Annotated in this window: 13 protein-coding genes; 8 read left to right on the top strand and 5 right to left on the bottom strand. The window is 75.6% G+C overall.

Annotated features, from left to right (window positions below; translation table 11 throughout):
- Nucleotides 1–22 precede the first annotated feature (22 nt).
- Nucleotides 23–2,599, bottom strand: a complete 2,577-nt coding sequence (locus MTR79_RS19125) for a SpoIIE family protein phosphatase (protein WP_244791479.1) — start codon at nucleotides 2,597–2,599, stop codon at nucleotides 23–25.
- Between the two features lie 160 nt (nucleotides 2,600–2,759).
- Between MTR79_RS19125 and MTR79_RS19120 the strand changes: the two genes are divergently transcribed.
- The gene (locus MTR79_RS19120) at nucleotides 2,760–3,350 is read left to right on the top strand and encodes a hypothetical protein (RefSeq protein WP_244791477.1); all 591 of its coding nucleotides are present in this window, start codon (nucleotides 2,760–2,762) and stop codon (nucleotides 3,348–3,350) included.
- A 27-nt stretch (nucleotides 3,351–3,377) separates the two neighbouring features.
- Here MTR79_RS19120 and MTR79_RS19115 read toward each other — a convergent pair whose 3' ends face one another.
- Nucleotides 3,378–4,070 (bottom strand): GAF and ANTAR domain-containing protein, encoded by a 693-nt coding sequence (locus MTR79_RS19115; RefSeq protein ID WP_189365786.1) that lies wholly within the window; start codon nucleotides 4,068–4,070, stop codon nucleotides 3,378–3,380.
- Between the two features lie 204 nt (nucleotides 4,071–4,274).
- Between MTR79_RS19115 and MTR79_RS19110 the strand changes: the two genes are divergently transcribed.
- The 7 genes from MTR79_RS19110 to MTR79_RS19080 all read left to right on the top strand — a co-directional run bounded on the left by MTR79_RS19110 (nucleotide 4,275) and on the right by MTR79_RS19080 (nucleotide 10,045).
- Nucleotides 4,275–5,060 (top strand): restriction endonuclease, encoded by a 786-nt coding sequence (locus MTR79_RS19110; protein WP_244791475.1) that lies wholly within the window; start codon nucleotides 4,275–4,277, stop codon nucleotides 5,058–5,060.
- Between the two features lie 115 nt (nucleotides 5,061–5,175).
- Entirely contained in the window at nucleotides 5,176–5,442 is a 267-nt protein-coding gene (locus MTR79_RS19105; protein WP_048458301.1) for a hypothetical protein, read from the top strand.
- An 84-nt stretch (nucleotides 5,443–5,526) separates the two neighbouring features.
- Complete coding sequence (locus MTR79_RS19100; protein ID WP_189365785.1) at nucleotides 5,527–6,396, top strand: oxygenase MpaB family protein; 870 nt, start codon at nucleotides 5,527–5,529, stop codon at nucleotides 6,394–6,396.
- Nucleotides 6,397–6,483: 87 nt separating this feature from the next.
- Entirely contained in the window at nucleotides 6,484–6,990 is a 507-nt protein-coding gene (locus MTR79_RS19095; RefSeq protein ID WP_244791473.1) for an SRPBCC family protein, read from the top strand.
- The gene (locus MTR79_RS19090; RefSeq protein WP_244791471.1) at nucleotides 6,983–8,626 is read left to right on the top strand and encodes an NAD(P)/FAD-dependent oxidoreductase; all 1,644 of its coding nucleotides are present in this window, start codon (nucleotides 6,983–6,985) and stop codon (nucleotides 8,624–8,626) included. The genes MTR79_RS19095 and MTR79_RS19090 overlap by 8 nt, the downstream gene beginning before the upstream one ends.
- Nucleotides 8,627–8,684: 58 nt before the next feature.
- Nucleotides 8,685–9,170: a hypothetical protein gene (locus tag MTR79_RS19085; protein ID WP_048458305.1), complete on the top strand. Its 486-nt coding sequence runs from the start codon at nucleotides 8,685–8,687 to the stop codon at nucleotides 9,168–9,170.
- A complete protein-coding gene (locus tag MTR79_RS19080; RefSeq protein WP_244791469.1) occupies nucleotides 9,167–10,045 on the top strand; it encodes an SDR family oxidoreductase in 879 nt (292 codons plus the stop codon). The genes MTR79_RS19085 and MTR79_RS19080 overlap by 4 nt, the downstream gene beginning before the upstream one ends.
- Before the next feature lie 500 nt (nucleotides 10,046–10,545).
- On the opposite strand, the gene MTR79_RS19075 is transcribed toward MTR79_RS19080, so the two are convergent.
- The 3 genes from MTR79_RS19075 to MTR79_RS19065 are packed head-to-tail and all read right to left on the bottom strand — an operon-like array spanning nucleotide 10,546 to nucleotide 14,097.
- Nucleotides 10,546–11,550, bottom strand: coding sequence for a DUF5914 domain-containing protein (locus MTR79_RS19075; RefSeq protein WP_048458307.1), 1,005 nt, complete (start codon nucleotides 11,548–11,550; stop codon nucleotides 10,546–10,548).
- The gene (locus MTR79_RS19070; RefSeq protein ID WP_189365780.1) at nucleotides 11,550–12,566 is read right to left on the bottom strand and encodes a phytoene/squalene synthase family protein; all 1,017 of its coding nucleotides are present in this window, start codon (nucleotides 12,564–12,566) and stop codon (nucleotides 11,550–11,552) included. Before MTR79_RS19070 ends, MTR79_RS19075 begins: the two co-directional genes overlap by 1 nt.
- Nucleotides 12,553–14,097 carry a phytoene desaturase gene (locus tag MTR79_RS19065; protein WP_244791467.1) on the bottom strand — a complete coding sequence of 515 codons (1,545 nt, stop codon included), beginning with the start codon at nucleotides 14,095–14,097 and terminating at the stop codon, nucleotides 12,553–12,555. Before MTR79_RS19065 ends, MTR79_RS19070 begins: the two co-directional genes overlap by 14 nt.
- Nucleotides 14,098–14,354: the final 257 nt, after the last annotated feature.

Here is a 14,354-nt window from a genome sequence, read left to right as displayed (position 1 = left end):
GCGTCCGCCCGCCGCGCGGGCGTCAGCTCGCGTCGGCCGGGTCGTACGCCGTGAGCAGCAGCGCCACGTCGTCCGGCCGGTCCTCCGCGCGGCGGGCCGCGCCGAGCATCCGGTCGGCCAGCTCCTCCATGGAGTCGGTCCGGGAGACGGCCAGGCACGTGCGGACCGTCTCGATGCCGGTCGCGATGTCGCTGCCGGGCACCTCGACCAGCCCGTCCGTGTAGAGCGCCAGGACGCTGCCGGGTTCCAGGGTGAGTTCGGTGACCGGGTAGTCGGCGTCCGGCTGCACGCCCAACAGCACGCCACCCGGCAGCTCCAGGGACTCCGCGCTCCCGTCGGGGTGCCGCAGCAGCGGCGGAGGGTGGCCCGCCCGCACGGCGAGGGCGTGCCCGGTCGCCGGGTCCAGCTCGATGTAGCAGCAGGTGGCGAAGACGTCCGTCTCCAGCTCGGCGAGCAGCTGGTTGGTGTGGGTGACGACCTCGTGCGGCGGCCGCCCGCTCGCGGCGAAGGAGTGCACCGCGCTGCGCAGCTGCCCCATGACGGCCGCGGCGCCCACGCTGTGCCCCTCCACGTCCCCGATGACCAGCGCCACCCCGCGCCCCGTCCGGATGACGTCGTACCAGTCGCCGCCGATGTCCATGCCCTTCGTGCCGGGCAGATAGCGGGCGGTGATGCGCAGCCGGTCGATGGCGGGCAGCCGGTGCGGCAGCAGCCCTTCCTGGAGCCCGCGCGCCACGGCGGATTCGGCGTCGTAGAGCCGCGCCCGCTCCATCGCCTGCGCCGTCAGCCCGGCCAGCGCGGTCAGCGCGCTGCGCTCCTCCGCGGTGAAGCGGTGCGGGGTGCTCCAGCCGAGGATGCAGGAGCCGACCGGGTGTCCGGAGGCGATCAGCGGCAGGAACGCCCAGGACATCATGGGGTCCAGCGCCAGTCTCGGGTACGCGCCGACCAGTTCCTCCGGCGACTTGAAGAACAGCGGCAGGCGCGTGGTCAGCGCGTGCACCCCGGGCAGGTCCGCCTCCAGGGACACCCCCTCGAACGGGTCGAGGAAGTGCTGCGGATAGCCGTCCTCCCACAGCAGGTACATCCGCCCGTCGCGCACGGTGTACAGGGCGACCTCCTGCGCCCCGAACGCCGGCAACAGCTGCTCGGACACGGCCCGGCACACGTCCCGCACGGTGACGGACTCGGTGAGCACGCTGGCCATCTGCACCACGTGGTACAGCGCCCCCGCGCGGGCGGTGGTGACCAGCCCGGTCGGCCCTGCCGCCGGCTCCGAGGACGGCGGCAGGGCCCGCCCCGGCTCCGCCCCCGCGGGGGCGGCGGTGGGGAAGACCCGGCCGGTCAGCCCGTGCACACCCGGGTAGAGCACGAACCCCAGCCACACGCCGTCCGGGTCGCGCACCAGGTACGACACCGGTTGCTGCGTCAGCATCGCCGCCCGGTAGCGGTCCTCGTACGCCGGGTCGTGCAGCCACGGCAGCACCCGCCAGGGATAGTGGCCGAGCAGCCGCTCCAGGTCGCAGCCGAGCAGGTCCTGGCAGCGGCGGTTGGCGTAGATGACCCTGCCGTCCTGGTCGAGGGAGAACAGCCCGTCGGGCAGCCGCTCGGCCGCCTCCGCCGCGGTGACGCCGCCCGCCACGTCGACCAGGGCGCCCACCAGCAGCCGGTCGGAGGTCCCCGTCCGGACCACGTGCCCCCACAGCTCCACCGGCCGGTAGCGGACCGCCTCGCTGTCGTCCTGCGACGCGTCCAGCACCCGGAAGTGGCGGCCCCGGACCTGCCCGGTCTCCTCCGCGTCCCGGCGGGCCGCCCGCAGCTCGTACAGGTCGTCCGGCGACACCCGTTCCTCGACCGCGGCCAGGGTGCCGCCGAACTCGCCCCGGGACACGCCCAGCAGCTCCAGCGCGTCGTCGTCCCCCGTCCAGCGACCGCCGGCCAGGTCCCACTCGACCATCCCGACCGCGACCGCCTCGGCGCGCGGTGCCGGCAGCCGCACGCTGACCGGCTGGTCGTCGTACTCGATGCCGTACGCCACCGCGTCCGCGTCCGTGCGGCCCGGAAGGCCGTGCGCGTACGCGGCGAGGCGCTCCTCCATCTCCTGCACGGCCCGGCGCAGCCCCTCCCGGACCTCCGCCTCACCGGCCGGTTCCCTGAACGAGGAGTGCAGCACCGCGAGCACACCCACCGTCTCGCCGCCGACCCGCACCGGCTGGTAGGCGTGCGCGAACGAGTACGGCAGGGCGGCCGTGAACTGCGGGAAGCGCAGCATCGTCGCCCGGTCGTCGGGCAGGTACTGCGTCTCGCCGCTGCGGAACGCCTCGCACATCGGCAGCGCGCCGCTCACCGGGATCCGCCACCACGGCTTCAGCAGCGAGCGGGGCACGCCGGACATCACGCACAGCACCAGCGACCGGCGGTCCCGCGACCGCAGGTACACCGCCCCGCCGTACCCCCCGGTGTCCCGTACGGCCGCCACCACGGGGTCCGCGAGCGCGTCCTCGATACGGGCCTCGCCGCGCGGGGACCGGCTCTCATCCGCGTCGGGTACGGGCGGGCCCGCCGGCCGCTGCCCGCGCGGTGCGGCGGCTGCACCACCCATGTGACGCCCTCCCGGTGCGCACGGAACGGGACGTTCGTCCGCTTCCCACCAGCATGTGCCATGCGCGCCGGTACGGCGACCGGCCGAACGGACCGCAACCATCAGGTCATCCCGCTCGTCTCACCCCATAACAGAACGTTGTCGTCCCAGGGGGCCGAAAATGCTTCAACCAAGAACAATCTGCGCGACGGTGGTGCTCCTCGGCGCCTCGCTGGTGACGGCGGCCGTTCCGGCCGTGGCCGCCCCCGAGGCGGCGCCCGCCGCGGCCACGGCCTGCCCCACCGGCTGGGGCTCCACCGACAAGGCGGCCGCCGCCGCCACGTCCGAGTCCGTGCGGAACGTCCGCACCGGCCGGCACGACTGCTACGACCGTATGGTCGTCGACGTGCCCGGAGCCGCGCGCGGTGACCTCGGTTACTCCGTCCGCTACGTCGACCGGCTCCTCCAGGACGGCTCGGGACGGCACATCCCCGTCTCCGGCGGCGCGATCCTCGAGGTCCGCGTCACCGCCCCCGCTTACGACCCGGAGACGGGCGCGGCCACCTATCCCGCGCGCGCCGGGGGCGTCCTGCCGGGCGTCGACCTCACCGGGTACCGCACGTTCCGCGACGCGCGGTTCGCCGGCAGCTTCGAGGGCGACACCCAGCTCGGTCTCGGGGTGCGCGGACGGCTGCCGTTCCGCGTGCAGCAGCTCGACGGGCGTCTCGTGATCGACGTGGCCCACACCTGGACCGGCACCGCCGCCCGCTGAGCGCGCGCCGTACGACGAGCCGGGCGGTCAGCGCTCCGCGCCGCCCGGCTCGCAGATCTCCCGCGCCACGTCCCGCAGCTTGGTGTTGGTGCGCTGCGACCGGGTGCGCAGCAGCTCGAACGCCTGGTCCTCCGTGACGTCGTGCCGGCCCATCAGGATGCCCATCGCCTCGCCGATCAGATGGCGCGTGGTGATCGCCTCCTGCATCTGCTCGTCGGTGCGGGCGGTGGCGAACGCGACCGCCGCGTGCGACGCCAGCAGCCAGCCCGCCGTCTCGCTGTCCTCGGTGAAGATCCCCGGCTTGCGCGAGTACATGTTGAGGGCGCCCAGTTCCTCCTCCCGCGTGTAGAGGAGGAAGCCCATCATGCTGCCCACCCCGAGGTCCCGGGCCCGGGGCACGAAGCGCGGCCAGCGCTCCGGGGGCGCCGTGAGGTCGGGGATGCGGAACAGCCGCTCCGGGCGGTCGGGCCGTGCCGCGTCGAAGCAGGGCCCCTCGCGCAGCTCGCCCTGCAGCATGTCGCTCTTGGTGACGAACGGGTCGGTCGGCGCCAGCGACCGTACGCGTCCCTGGCTCAGGACGAGGATTCCCGCGGCGTCGCAGCCGTCCACGAGCTCCACCGCCGAGCGCGAGATCTGCTCCAGCGTAGCGTCGAGCGTGTGCTCCGCGAGCAGGTCCCGGGCCATCGACGCCATGCGCTGGGCGAAAAGCCGCCAGTCCATGTCCGTCTCCCTGTCCGTCCGGCCGTGCTCCTGACCATCGTGGCATCTCCTCACGGTCGCCTCTTTCCCGCCGGACACCGAAACAGGCCGCCCGACCCGGATCTGGTGAGCGCGCGGATCGGGGGCACACGGCGTTCGTGATCTTCGGCGTGCCCGGTGTGCGGGGCGCCGGTGCCCGGCCGTCCAGAGAGAGGAGTCACCACGGTGACCATGCCCGAGCGTCGTACCCGTGCGCTGCGCCCAGGCCGGCGCTTCGACCTGCGCTCCACCGCCATGTTCTTCGGTCTGCTCGCGGCGGCACTGGTGATCGGGGGCCTGGCGGTACGCGCGCTGGCCGGGGTGGTGCAGCGGCGCCCGGTGTGGGCCGTCGTGCTGCTCTGCCTGGTCCTCGCCGTCGCCGTGGCCCGCGGCCGCCGCAGGAGGCGGCTGTCGGCGGCGGGGATGGCCCGGCAGGCCGGTCGCGCGTTCGCCCGGGGGACCTCCACGGCGCTCGACGCGCTGGACGCGCCGGCGCCGGCCCCGCTCGTCATCCCCGCCCAGGCGGGGCCGGTGGACGAGGTCACCTCGCCGCTGCCCGTGGCGCAGGGCATCGACCACGACGCCCTGACACCGGACGAGTTCGAGGCGGCCACGGCCGAGCTGTGCGCGCGGGACGGCTGTACGGAGGTCCAGGTGGTGGGCGGTGCGGGCGATCTCGGCGCCGACGTGACGGCCCTGATGCCGGACGGACGCCGGCTCGTCGTCCAGTGCAAGCGGTACGGGGAGGACAACAAGGTCGGCTCGCAGGATCTTCAGCGGTTCGGGGGCACGTGCTTCACGGTGCACGAGGCCGATGTCGCCGTCGTCGTCACGACGGGTGAGTTCACCGTGCCGGCGCTGGAATACGCGGAGCAGTGCGGGATCGTCTGCGTCGACGGGGACGGGCTGCTGGCGTGGAGCCAGGGGAGGGCGCTGGCGCCGTGGGCGGGTGTGCGGGAGGAGACGGCTTAGGGGGCGTTCCCGACGGTTCGTGTCCGCGGGTTCCGTCGTGGTCGCCCGGGCGGTTTCCCCCGCTCCTTCGGGCGCGCACCGGGCCGTTGTCAGTGGCGGATGCCACCCTGCCGTCATGGACGAGACGGAGTTCATGCGCGGCCGGGTGTACGGCGCGGACCACGACGACCCGGGGCCGCGTGAGGGACGGACGTACGCGGAGCTGTCCGGCGGCCCGCTGGACGGCCTGCTGCTGGACGTCACCGACCACGGCCCGGCGGAGCGGCGGCACGGCGTGGGCCTGCCCACCGAGATAGGCCGCTACGGCCCCGGCGGCCGCGCGGTCTACGCGCCCCGCGCGGCCGGCGCCCGGGTGTACGAGTGGCGGGGCGACGTCCCGTGACCGAGCCCCGTGCGCGGGTAGGGACGCGGCGACCGGGGCAGACGTAGCCGTAGAACGTCAACGCCGAGGGAGGTGCGGCGCACCATGAAACGGATCGCCGAACCCGCCTCGGCACTGCGCGGCCGCATCGGCCACGCCATCTTCTCGCGGGTGGCCGGACCCGAAGGTCCGGACAACCGCGCCCGCATCCACGGCACCCCGGGCCCCCGCTGGTTCGCCCCCGAGAGCCCGGTCCGCCGGGTGCACGGCGACGCGTCGATGTTCATCGGCGGTCTGTCCGCCCTGCTGCTCCAGTCGCTCCACCCGCTCGCCATGGCCGCCGTCGCCGCCCACTCCGGCTTCCGCGGCGACCCCTGGGGCCGGCTCCAGCGGACCAGCACCTTCCTCGCCGTCACCACGTACGGCACCGCCGACAGCGCCCAGCGGGCCGTCGACCGGGTGCGCGCCGTCCACGACACGGTCCGCGGCACCGCGCCCGACGGCCGGGAGTACCGCGCCTCCGACCCGCACCTGCTGTGCTGGGTGCACGTCGCCGAGGTCGACATGTTCCTGCGCGCCCACCAGCGCTACGGCGCCCGCCCGCTGGACGACGCCGGCTGCGACGGGTACGTCGCCGGCATGGCGCGCATCGCCACCGCCCTCGGCGTTCCCGACCCGCCCGTGAACCGGGCGCAGCTCGCCGAGCGGCTGGCCGCCTACCGCGACGAGCTGCACGCCACCCCGGACGCCCTGGCCACCGCGCGGTTCCTGCTGCTCGACCCGCCCGTCCCGCTGCTCGCCCGCCTGCCGTACGGCGTCCTCGCCGCGAACGCCGTGTCCCTGCTGCCGCCGTGGGCGTCCCGCGAGCTGCGGGTGCCCCGCATGCCCGCCGAAGCCCTGTGCGTCCGCCCGCTCGGCACCGCCGTCACCGCGGGCATCCGCTGGGCGCTGGCCCCCACCCGCCCAGCCGCCTGACCCGTCCGGCCGCGCCTCCTCGGTTGACGGCGGTCAGACGGGGCACTCAGAGCTGACCGGTGGCGCCCAGGGACACAGGAGGCAACAGTGGCGGTTCGTCATCGCTTGATCCGCACCGACCCGCGGACCGTGTGGTCCGTGCTGGAGGACGGCACCCGCTACGCGGACTGGGTGGTGGGCACGTCCGAGTCGAAGCCGGCGCACGGCCACTGGCCGCAGCTCGGCTCCGCCATCCGCTACGAGGTGCCCGTCGGCCCGCTGAAGCTGCACAACGAGACGGTCGTCCGGCGCTGCGTCCCCGGCGAGGTGCTGGAACTGGAGGCCAAGGCCGGCCCGCTCGGCACCGCCCGCATCGCCATCGAGGTGCAGCCCTGGGGCGACTGGTGCCTCGTCAAGGTGGACGAACACCCCCTGCGCGGGGCGGGCGGCTTCCTGCACAACGTGGGAGTCGAGGCGCTCATCCAGATCCGCCACCGCGCCATGCTCGCCCGGCTCGCGCACCTCGTCGAGACCGAGGCCGCCGAGACGGAGGAGCGCCGGCCGCTCGGCCAGATCGTGCCGCCGGAGCCCGACGCGGGAGGCGCCCGTGGCTGACGCCGTCGTCATCGGCGCGGGGCCCAACGGCCTGGTCGCGGCGAACCTGCTCGCCGACGCCGGCTGGAGCGTCACGGTCCTGGAGGAACAGCCCGAACCCGGCGGCGCCGTGCGTCACGACCACGGCGTCCACCCCGACTTCGCCAACGACCTGTTCAGCTCCTTCTATCCGCTCGCCGCCGCATCCCCGGTCGTCTCCGGGCTCGGCCTGGAGGAGCACGGACTGCGCTGGAGCCACGCCCCGCACGTCGTCGCCCACCCCCTGAGCGACGGCCGCTGCGCGATCCTGGACCGCGACGTCGACGTCACCGCGGACTCCCTCGACACCTTCGCGCCCGGGGACGGCGACGCCTGGCGCCGGCTGCACTCCATGTGGGACACCCTGCGTCCCGACCTGCTGGACGCCCTGTTCACGCCGTTCCCGCCGGTCCGCTCCGGGCTGCGGCTCGCCGTACGGCTGCGCGGCACCGGCGGGCTGCGCATGGCGCGCACCCTCGTGCTGCCCGTGCGGCGCATGGCGGAGGAGGAGTTCCGCGGCGAGGGCGGCGGGCTGCTGCTCGCGGGCAACGCCCTGCACGCCGACCTCGCACCCGAGGCCGCCGGCAGCGGCGGCTTCGGCTGGCTGATGTCCATGCTCGGACAGACCTACGGCTTCCCCGTACCGGTCGGCGGCGCGGGCGCCCTCACCGACGCCCTCGTGCGGCGCCTGGAGTCACGCGGGGGAGCGCTGCGGTGCGGGCGGCACGTGGAACGCGTCGTCGTCCGCGACGGGCGCGCGCTCGCCGTACGCCTCGCCGACGGGGAGACCGTCCCCGCCCGGCGTGCCGTCCTCGCCGACGTGTCCGTCCCCGCCCTCTACGGCGAACTCGTCGCCCCCGAGGACCTGCCCCGGCAGCTGCTGTCCGACCTGGAACGCTTCCAGTGGGACTTCGCCACCTTCAAGGTCGACTGGGCGCTGGACGGGCCGGTGCCGTGGCAGTGCGAGCAGGCCGCAGGAGCCGGGACCGTGCACCTCGCCGACGGGCTCGACGAACTCACCCGCTTCGCCGCCCAGCTCGCCATGGGCCGGGTGCCCGACCGCCCGTTCTCCCTGTTCGGGCAGATGACCACCTCCGACCCGACCCGCTCCCCGGCAGGCACCGAGTCCGCCTGGGCCTACACCCACGTCCCGCACCGGGTCGTCGGGGACGCGGGCGACGACGGGATCACCGGCTCCTGGGACAAGGACGAGCAGGAACGCATGGCCGACCGCGTCGAGGCCCATGTGGAGCGCTTCGCGCCCGGCTTCCGCGACCGCGTCCGGGCCCGGCGGATCCTCGCCCCGCCCACGCTCCAGAACCTCGACCGCAACCTGCACGGCGGCGCCATCAACGGCGGCACCGCCGCCATGCACCAGCAGCTCTTCTTCCGGCCGGCCCCCGGCACCGGGCGTCCCGAGACCCCCGTCAAGGGCCTGTACCTGGCCTCCGCCGGCGCCCACCCGGGCGGCGGTGTGCACGGCGCGCCCGGCGCCAACGCCGCCCGGGCCGCGCTGCGCCCGTCCTTCGCGCCCGGTCTGGCCGCCGCCCAGCGGCTGCTGGCCCACCGCGACCGCACCGGACACCGGCAGCCCGACCGGGGCGGGCGCCCGGCGTGAACCCCGTCCGGCCGACCCCCGGCCCGACGGACGACCGACCTCAGAAGGAGGCGAGACGATGAGCGGACGGAACGGACGGCCCGACGACGGCCCCGACCGTCGGCACCAGCGCCCCGAGGGCCTGAGCGACGAGACGGTCGAGGCGCTGGGATCGCTGTCGAAGGCACTGGAGACCACCGAACGGGCCCGCGGCCACCTCTACAGCTTCCACCAGCTCACCGGTACCGCCGACCTGGAGCTCGACCGGGCCGTGGAACTGCTGCACAAGGCCGGGCACCCGGACTGGGCGGAGGCCGTCCGCACCCAGGTGCTGGGCCGCAACGTCATCCCCGGCCACTGGACGTTCCAGATCGTCGAGGCGTACGACCACACGTACTACCGGCCGTTCCGGGAGCTGGAGCAGGCCGCGGTGGAGGAGCTGGCCGACGGCCGCGACCACCTCTTCGAGGCGGAGATGAAGGAGGCCCGCAGGACCGCGGGTCACCCGCACCACACCGCCCGCCCGGACGTCGACCCGCAGATCACCGGCGGGGACGGGGGATGAGCGACGGCCCGCTGGGCGGACGCACCGCCGTGGTCACGGGGGCCGCACGCGGCATCGGTGCCGGCCTCGCCCGCGAACTCGCCGCACGCGGCATGCGGGTGGCGCTGCTCGGCCACGAGGGCGACCGGCTGCGGCAGCTCGCCGACGACCTGCCCGCCCCCGCCCTCGCGTACGAGGTCGACGTCACGGACGACGCGGCGCTGGAGCAGGCGGCGGACGCGGTACGGACCGGGCTCGGCACACCGTCCGTCGTCGTCGCCAACGCGGCCGTGGCGGACGCCGGGCCGTTCGCCGACTCCGACCCGGCGCGGTGGGGGCGGATCGTCGACGTCAACCTCACCGGCAGCGCGAACACCGCCCGCACCTTCCTGCCCGACCTCACGGCGGCCAAGGGCCATTACCTCCAGGTCGCCTCTCTCGCGGCCATCGGCGCCGCCCCGATGATGAGCGCGTACTGTGCCTCCAAGGCGGGTGCGGAGGCCTTCGCCCACTCCCTGCGCGCGGAGGTCGCCCACCTCGGCGTGACGGTCGGTCTCGGCTACCTCACCTGGATCCGCACCGACCTGATCGAGGACGCCGACCGCCACGGCGTGATGCAGGAACTGCGGGGGCACATGCCGTGGCCGGTGCGGGACGTGTACCCGCCGGACCGTGCGGCGGCCCGCCTCGCCCAGGCGGTGGAACGCCGCAGCACGGCGGTCTACTACCCGCGCTGGCTCCGCCTCGCCCAGCCGGTACGGGCCGCCATGCCGGCCGTGGTCACCAGGGCGACCCGCCACTACCTCCCCCGCATCGAGGCGCGTTCCTCCCTGACCCACACGGACCTCCTGGGCGGAGGCGGCAGGGCGGACTCGGAGGCGGCGAGGCCGAGCTGAGACGCGGTCTCGGCGCGCCGCCCGGGCCGGTACGGCTCTGACGTGCGCGGCGCGGGCGGCCCCGTGGACAGGGTCCGCACCGCGCCGTGGGCGCCCCGGGTGCGGGGCGAGGCGCCGGCGCGCCGCTCGCCGGGGTCGCGCGGGACACCGTGGCGCCTGCCCGACCGAGCGGAGGCGCACGGTCCGCGGCCCACCCGCGCGACCCGTCCCCTCCGCCGGCGAGTGCCGAGTGGGCTCCGGGCTGAACGACCGGAGCAGGAGGGACTGGGCCCCGCCGTCGGGCGGATGCACAGCAGGGTGCCGGCGCGGGCCGAAGGGCGGACATCCCCCGGTCGGCGTGGCGCTTCGTTCGGCGTGGCTCCCTCGCCCGTCGACCCTGTGCACCGGAATCCTCGGGGCCCCGGCCCGGCGCCGTCAGCCGGACCAGGCCGCCGCTCGCTCGCGCGGCGAAGCTGCCGTCGTCCGGCCCGGACGGTGTCCTCACCGGGCGGGCCGGACGGTCACGCCCCCGGGAACCGTCCCGTCGAGCGGAGCGCCCAGCGGCGTTCCGCGTAGGCCAGGTCGTCACGCCAGAGGCGGCCGGAGGCGGCGCGGACCAGGGGGCGCAGGACGGGCGCCGCGGCTCGGGCCAGGGCGAAGCCGCGGCGGTCCGAGGCCGCGACCACCGCCTCGACCACCGCCGTGCGCGGCCGGCCGGAGGCGTCCGGGCCCAGGGGAGTGGCGTGCGTCTCGACCACGGAGCCGACCCCCTCGCCCTCCGTGATGTGCATGACGACCGTGCGCGGCTCCGGAGCCGTGAAGACCGCCCGGACCGGTACCACCAGGCGGCCCGCCACCTTGAACGACACGTCCACGGCGAACGCGTCCTCGCCCGCGCTCTCCGGCGTGTCCGCCACCGTGAGGTCGACGAACGAGTACGGGTGGAACCAGGCCCCGTGCCAGGGGTCGAGCCGGTTCGCCACGACGTCCTCCGGCTCGCAGACGCCCACGCCCGCGTACACCGCCGTCAGGGCGCGCGCCGGCACCGGGCGGCTCGGCACCACCGGCGCGTCGAGCGGCTCCTCGCCGCCCACCGCGTCCAGCCGTACCCACACCAGCACCCCGTCGTCGTACGCGGGGAACGGCTCCCAGCCGGCGAACGGCCCGCCGTCCAGGGACAGTCCGTGCCAGTGGCAGACGAGCGTGCCGCAGCGCACCGGGCTGTCCCGCAGCGGCGCGCCCAGATGCGGGCACACACCCGGCCCGGCGACGACGCGGCCGCCCGTGTCGCGCCAGACCACCACTTCCTGTCCCGCGACCGTCCGGCCCAGCGGACGGTCGCCGCCGACGTCGCGGGAGGACCCCACGACGTACCAGTTGCCCGACGGGCGGGCCTGCGCCCGCTTCAACGCGCCGGCGATCAGGGCGGGCTTGGCGTCCCGCCAGGTGGGGCGCTGCCGTTCCCACGCCACCGCGTTGCGGCGCAGGGAGAGCGGCAGCCGCCGCCGTCGTCCGTCACCCGCCATCACGCGACCTCCTCGACCATCCGCGGCTCCACCGGCTCCGGCGCCGTCAGCGGAGCCCGTTCGGTTCCACGGGCGGCGGCCGACCGGGCCCGCAGCCGCGCCGCGGCCACCCGGGCCAGCCCGTCCGCGGCCACCACGGCGCGCCGCCTGCGCGGCACCACCGACCGCCGGTGCAGCACCGCGTACCCGTCCTCGGCGACCGCGTCCAGGATTCCGCCGTACAGCACGAAAGCGGTGCGGATGCAGGGGCGGGACACCGGTTCGAGCATCGCGAGGCCCGGGGCCGCCTGCCGGTACACGCCCCGCGTCAGCCGCTCGAACGCGCGCAGCGCCGAGGTGATGCGCGGGTCACGGCGGCCCGTGTCCCGGCTCCACCGCAGCCGCTCCCGGTCGACACCGTGCGCGGCGAGCAGATCGGCCGGCAGGTACACCCGCCCCCGGTCCAGGTCCTCTCCCACGTCCCGCAGGAAGTTGGTCAGCTGGAAGGCGACGCCGAGGGCCGCCGCGTGCGGGGCGGCCGTACCGCGGTCGGTGACCGTGCCGAGGACGGGCAGCATCTGCAGCCCGATCACCGCCGCCGACCCGTGCATGTACCGCCGCAGGGCCGCGTAGTCGGCGTAGTCGGTGACCACCAGGTCGGACCGCATGGCGGTCATGAAGTCGGCGAAGTGGGCGTGGTCGATGCCGTACCGCCGGGCCGTGTCGGCGAGCGCCCGCACCACCGGCTCGGCGCTCTCCCCGTCCCGCAGCCCCTTGGCCAGCTCCCGTTCCAGCGCCGCCAGTTCGGCGTCCCGGCGGGCGGTGTCCGCGCCGGTGCCGAGCGCGTCGACGATGTCGTCCGCCCAGCGGGCGAAGCCGTACAGCGCGTGCACGGCGGGCCGCCGCTCCACGGGCAGCAGCCGGGTGGCGAGGAAGTACGTCCGGCCGTGCCGGGCGTTGAGCCGCCGGCAGTGGTCGTACGCCTCGCGGAGCACCGGATCGGTGATCCCCGCCGCGTCCAGTTCACGCTCGGTCATGCAGGGCCTCCTGGGCGGAAGACGAGGTGGACGCGCGTCCGACGGGGCCGCCGGCGCCGGTGATGCGCGCCGCTGCCAGCTTCCCGGACAGCAGCACGGTCGGCACGCCGACGCCGGGGGTGGTGCCGCAGCCGGCCAGCACCGCGTTCCCGGCGGAGCGCACCAGGTTGCGGGGCCGGAACGGGCCCGTCTGGGCGAAGGTGTGGGCGGTGGCGAACGGCGTACCGGCCGCGTGCCCCTGCGCGGTCCAGTCGGCGGGCGTGACCACGCATTCCGTCTCGATCGCGGAGGCCAGCCCGGTCAGACCGCGCCCCTCCAGCGTCCGCAGCACAGTGTCCCGGTAGCGCGGCGCCAGGTCCGTCCACTCGGCGGCGCCCGGCCCGATGTCGGTGTTCGGGCAGGGCGCGAGGACGTAATGCAGATGGCGGCCCGGCGGCGCGAGCGACGGGTCGGTGGCGGTGGGCCGGGTGATCAGCAGCGACGGGTCGCTCATCAGCCGCCCGGCCCGGGTCAGCTCGTCGAACGTCCCGCGCCACGCCTCACCGAAGGAGATCGTGTGGTGCGCCAGTTCGGGCCAGGTCCGGTCGGTGCCCAGATGCAGCACCACCGCCGACGGCGAGTGCCTCAGCCGCACCGGACGGCGGGGCGCCCCGCCCAGCAGACGGTACGTGACGGGGAGGTCGGGCGTGAGGACGACCGCGTCGCAAGGGGTCCGCTCCTCGCCCGCGACCACCGCCGTCACCCGGCCGCCGGAACGCTCCAGCCGGGTCACCTCCCGCCCGAAGCGCAGGTCCGCGCCCGCGTCGGCGGCGGCGTCCGCCATCGCCTGCGGCAACGCGTGCATCCCGCCGCGCGGGAAGTACACCCCGGCGACGGTGTCCATGTAGGCGATCACCGCGTACGCGGCCAGCGCCCGCGCCGGCGGCACGCCCGCGTACAGCGCCTGGAAGGAGAAGACCCGGCGCAGCCGCTCGTCCTTCAGGAAGCTCCCGATGCGGGCGTCCAACCGCCCGAAGCCGCCCAGCGCCGCCAGCCGCGCCAGGTCGGGATGGAGCAGGCCGAGGGGCGAGTCGAAGTTCGCGTCGATGAACCGGCGCATCTGTGCCCGGTACAGCCGTTCCAGCCACTCCCGCATCCGCAGGTAGCCCGCCGCCTCCCTTGCCCCGGCGAACCGCTCCACCTCGGCGGCCATCGGCTCCGCCCGGGTGTGCACGTCGAGGCTGCTGCCGTCGGCGAACCGCGCCCGGTAGGCGGGGTGCAGCGGTACCAGCTCGACCCGCTTGCGCAGACTGTCGCCGACCGCGGCGAACGGCTCGTCCGCCAGGTCGGGCATGGTCAGCACGGTGGGCCCGGTGTCGATCCGGTACCCGTCCAGCTCCAGCCGCCCGGCGCGCCCGCCCGGCAGCCCGTCCCGCTCGACGACGGTGACGCGCCGGCCCGCGCCCAGCAGGTGCAGCGCCGCCGACAGACCGGCGAGGCCGGCTCCCACGACGACGACATGGTCCGTGCGCCCCGGAACGGTACGGGTCACCGCCCGGCCCCCGCTCCTGCCGCGCACCCGCACACGGTGTCCGCCGTCACGCTCACGGACGGCACCCGGACGGACCGCACCCGGACGGTGGGTCCGGGCGGACGGGCCGGGCGCGGCGCGCGCGACGGCATCGTCGCGCGGTGTCTCTTGGCCCCAGTCGGGAGCATCCGGTGTCTTCCTCTCGTCGGCACGCGCATCGTTCCGGTACGCCGGACGACCGGCGCATGCCTTCCCGGTCGCGCCCGTCGTCTCACGTC

It is taken from the genome of Streptomyces sp. BJ20, assembly GCF_022869105.1.
GTDB lineage: Bacteria > Actinomycetota > Actinomycetes > Streptomycetales > Streptomycetaceae > Streptomyces > Streptomyces griseoincarnatus.
Note: the sequence above shows the minus strand (reverse complement) of the source record. Positions and strands in the feature narration are given on the sequence as shown.

Coding starts and splice junctions, on each gene's coding strand:
- MTR79_RS19115 (WP_189365786.1), bottom strand. CDS start 4,070: ATGGACTGGCGGCTTTTCGCCCAGCGCATGGCGTCGATGGCCCGGGAC.
- MTR79_RS19120 (WP_244791477.1), top strand. CDS start 2,760: ATGCTTCAACCAAGAACAATCTGCGCGACGGTGGTGCTCCTCGGCGCC.
- MTR79_RS19105 (WP_048458301.1), top strand. CDS start 5,176: ATGGACGAGACGGAGTTCATGCGCGGCCGGGTGTACGGCGCGGACCAC.
- MTR79_RS19085 (WP_048458305.1), top strand. CDS start 8,685: ATGAGCGGACGGAACGGACGGCCCGACGACGGCCCCGACCGTCGGCAC.
- MTR79_RS19080 (WP_244791469.1), top strand. CDS start 9,167: ATGAGCGACGGCCCGCTGGGCGGACGCACCGCCGTGGTCACGGGGGCC.
- MTR79_RS19100 (WP_189365785.1), top strand. CDS start 5,527: ATGAAACGGATCGCCGAACCCGCCTCGGCACTGCGCGGCCGCATCGGC.
- MTR79_RS19070 (WP_189365780.1), bottom strand. CDS start 12,566: ATGACCGAGCGTGAACTGGACGCGGCGGGGATCACCGATCCGGTGCTC.
- MTR79_RS19075 (WP_048458307.1), bottom strand. CDS start 11,550: ATGGCGGGTGACGGACGACGGCGGCGGCTGCCGCTCTCCCTGCGCCGC.
- MTR79_RS19125 (WP_244791479.1), bottom strand. CDS start 2,599: ATGGGTGGTGCAGCCGCCGCACCGCGCGGGCAGCGGCCGGCGGGCCCG.